4 protein-coding genes and 1 pseudogene are annotated in these 3,404 nt (G+C 59.0%); 3 read left to right on the top strand and 2 right to left on the bottom strand.

From position 1 onward, the window contains the following. The 3 genes from Xvie_RS25975 to Xvie_RS21895 all read left to right on the top strand — a co-directional run. Positions 1 to 194, top strand: a 194-nt coding sequence (locus Xvie_RS25975) for a hypothetical protein (protein WP_422645958.1), incomplete at its 5' end; no start/stop codon positions are given. 194 nt (positions 195 to 388) lie between these two features. Continuing rightward, positions 389 to 517, top strand: coding sequence for a hypothetical protein (locus Xvie_RS24275; protein ID WP_279625694.1), 129 nt, complete (start codon positions 389 to 391; stop codon positions 515 to 517). Positions 518 to 597: 80 nt separating this feature from the next. Beyond that, positions 598 to 918, top strand: a complete 321-nt coding sequence (locus Xvie_RS21895; RefSeq protein WP_167376340.1) for a hypothetical protein — start codon at positions 598 to 600, stop codon at positions 916 to 918. A 136-nt stretch (positions 919 to 1,054) separates the two neighbouring features. On the opposite strand, the gene xerC is transcribed toward Xvie_RS21895, so the two are convergent. Next, positions 1,055 to 2,116, bottom strand: coding sequence for a site-specific tyrosine recombinase XerC (gene xerC / locus Xvie_RS19880; RefSeq protein WP_086110830.1), 1,062 nt, complete (start codon positions 2,114 to 2,116; stop codon positions 1,055 to 1,057). Positions 2,117 to 2,336: 220 nt separating this feature from the next. Then, positions 2,337 to 3,404 (bottom strand): annotated as a pseudogene (locus tag Xvie_RS19875) (DNA primase); the annotation flags it as partial.

The raw sequence follows: 3,404 nt of genomic DNA, 5'->3' as shown, positions 1-3,404 counted from the left end.
TCGGTACGCCGCCCGAAGGCATCGTAGCGATAGTCCCACTGCTGGCCGCCCGGCGTCTGTACCCCGGTAAGCTGGTTCTGGCTGTTCCACCTAAACTTGGTCAGCTGCGGGCGGTGCCCCTCCTGCCACAGCTGCATGGCGGTCATCCGCCCGGCATCATCATACTCAAACAGATGCTGACCCAGCTGGCGTAACCGGTGGCCTTTCTGGTAGAGCCGTTCCCCGTCTATCTCGTTGAGGCCATCCTCAGACGGGTTCGGGTGCAGTCATACTTTTTTACGTCATTTTTACTTTCAATATCATGCCATTAAAGAACAGTTTTTATCGGTTCCATTAACTGCCACGAACCCAAAACGCCGAGGTGCACTTTCAGGATTTTCGGCAACGGGTGAACGCTGACCAGCTTGTCTGGGCGGCGGGCAGCCGTTCTGCGGGTGCGGGCGGCATAGAGCCTGCCAGCGGCGCCCTGCGACGCTCTGGAGCACCGATGTTTCAGATTGGGCACGGTTTTACATGACCCCGCTTTGTTCAAGGGAAGCCCCCTGCGGGGGCTGCACGGGGCGGAGATGGCGAGCACGGCAACGAGCAAGGAGCGCAGTGACTGCGAGCCGGGCGCAGCCAGTGCAGCGGGGTTGGGGCGGGGGAGGTAAATTAGCGGAGGCCGCAGGCCGACCTGCCTACAGCGTTGTTTGTTTGCCTGACGATGGCACAGCAGCTAAAGAAGAACACCGATTTTTGCCGAGGACTGGTGCCGGTGCTGACAGCAGAAGGCGCAGCCTTGTGCGCCACACCCCGCGATGCCGAACAGCGGGGGCGCCAGACATAATGTTAATTATACGCATTAAGCCGCTCATTGATGCTCAGGCGGTTACCCTTGCTCATCGGCGCCGTGCGTATAATTCCCCCACATTATGTTGAATGGGCTTTGGGCGGCCTGCACTGACTGATTGGGGACACCGATGGACAGGCCGACCATTGCCCATTTACCCCCGCAGGCACTGATGCCAACGGGCAGTCCGGCCACGGTCTGCCCCCGCACTGAACTTAAGCGAACTCAACGGGGACGGGCGGACTGTCCGGTGCGCCGGGGTTTCGGTTCGCCGCCCGACGCTCCGCGGGCACGGCCTGAGTGGCTCTCTGCTGCACTGACACTGCCGTTTGCCGGATTGTCACGCTCTGCCGGATGCGTCTGCTGGTGCACTGTCTTTAAGTGCCCGATGGCGACCCGCGTATAAATTTGCGTGGTCTCCAGCCGTTCATGCCCCAGTATCGCCTGGATGTGCCGGGTGTCGGCACCGTTGTCCAGCATTTGTGTCGCCATCGAGTGGCGGAACAGGTGGCAGGCACCGGGCTTGTCGAGCTGCGCCTGTTCACGGATAACCTTGCCGACCAATTGGCTTAAGTAATCACACGACAGGCCGCGTCCCCGGTCGGAGATAAACAGGTAACCACTGTCCCGGTGCGCCGCCAGTCGCGGGCGGACCTGCGCCAGATAGCGAGTGAGCCAGCCCAGCGCCCGGCGGCCGATGGGCACAACCCGGTCTTTCTGCCCCTTGCCCTGACGCACGCAGAGCACCCCACGCCCGCTATCAATGTCCCCGAGGTGCAGATTCGCCAGTTCCATGCGACGAATGCCACTGCTCCAGAGCACTTCCAGCATCACCCGGTTGCGAAAGCCGTGCAGCGTCCCGCAATCCAGACTGTCGAGCACCTGCCCGATTTCGGCCACATTCATCACCTGTGCAGGCAGGCGTTTTTCTTTTTTCGGCAGCACGAGCTGGTCTGCGGGATTGTACAAAATCTGGTGGCGGTGCAGCAGCGCGCGGAACCACAACCGCAGGGCATTGAGCCGTTCACGCTGACCGTTGTTGCGGTAAGGCTGCCCGTCCGCCTTGCGATAGGCACGAAGATAACGCTGCCAGCTTTCCAGCACCGACAGCGAGACCTGCGGGGCGGTGCAGACAGCCCGTTGTTCGCACCAGTCCACGAACGGCACTAAATAGGCGCGGTAGGCCAGCCGGGTCTGCGGACTTTTCCCCTGTGCGGTCAGTGTCTCCAGCCAGTTATCCAATTGCTGGCGTAAGGTCATTACCGTGAAGTCATGCGTGTTTGGCATCAGTCAGCTCCTTGTGTTGTCGGTGAAAGTGAAGCGATAGCAGTACGGTGTGATTTTCTTGCTTAGGTGACTGGAACAGTGATTTTGGGTTTAGCCAGACTTGCGGGCGGTTAATCCTGTCTGGCTGTGGCGTGAGAGTGAGTTCGGCTACCCAGACTTGGCCCCGACTTGGGGCAGACTTGAGACAGACTTGCCTCCGTTCTGCCCAGACTTGCGATCATCATACGGGGACGATCAGGCCGTTTAAGTGAGCACTGTCGCCGTCACCCTCCCAGAGCAGTTCGTATTGCAGCAGGTGCCCACGGCTGCCGCCGTGGATCAGCAGGTATTCCATGTCACTCAAGCGCTGGCAATGCAGCTTAAGCTGGCTGTCACTCCAGTTGGTGTAAGCGCGGATATCCCGCCGGGTAAAGCGCACTTCACGCAACGTTTTCTGTTCGCTCGCTGCCCTATCTTGCGCCATCTGCTGTATCAGCAGCAGTAACTTGCGGGTCTGCGGCGGCATCTCGTCGAGCGTCCGGCCTAAGATTTCATGCGCAAGCTGGTTCGCCAGCCGGATATCGTCTTTCGTGACTTCGATATATTCCAATGTGTTACTGCGATGTTCGGCCGTTTTGATTTTCCGCTGGTACTGGTGCAGCAGGGCGATGCTCTGGATCAGGGTGAGATATTTCATATGGTCACGGCGGGTGCGGGTCTTATCACTCATGAACGTGAGCTGACTGGCATACGGATTCACCACATTCAACGGCTTAAGCAACCGTTGGGCGTTCTGGTGCAGTGCCGTGAGATACTCCCGCTCGTTTTCAGCCAGTAAGCCTTCGAGCGTTTGCTTCTGGCGCTGTAACGCGTGGATCGCTTCGGTCTGTTCGCGGGATTCATTGACCGTCAGCACCAGACAACGGTTCAGCAGCTCTTCATCCACATCAATGGCGGTGGTGGTTAACATCAGCATCACCGGGCCTTTCACCGTGTAGCTTTTGGTGACCAGCGTGCCGGTCGTCTCATCTTTGCCTGTGCTCGCCATTGTCAGCTCGCCGTCCGATTGCAACAGCTTCAACGCATAGGCCGCCTGCCGCACGCCCTCTTCTTCGGCAATGGCGAGGATTTTATGCTGGAGATTGGTTTCACCGAGGTAAAACAGACTCTGCCCGGTCATGGCGCTGTACTGGATACGTTCTTCTTCGGGGATCAGATTCAAGACGGCATCCATCAGACTGCTCTTACCTGCGGCGCTGCTGCTCTGGATCAGGACGGCTAAGGGTTTGGGTAACTTTCGGCTCACTGC

It is taken from the genome of Xenorhabdus vietnamensis (assembly GCF_002127535.1).
GTDB classification, from domain to species: domain Bacteria; phylum Pseudomonadota; class Gammaproteobacteria; order Enterobacterales; family Enterobacteriaceae; genus Xenorhabdus; species Xenorhabdus vietnamensis.
This window is presented reverse-complemented; position numbering and strand designations above follow the sequence as displayed.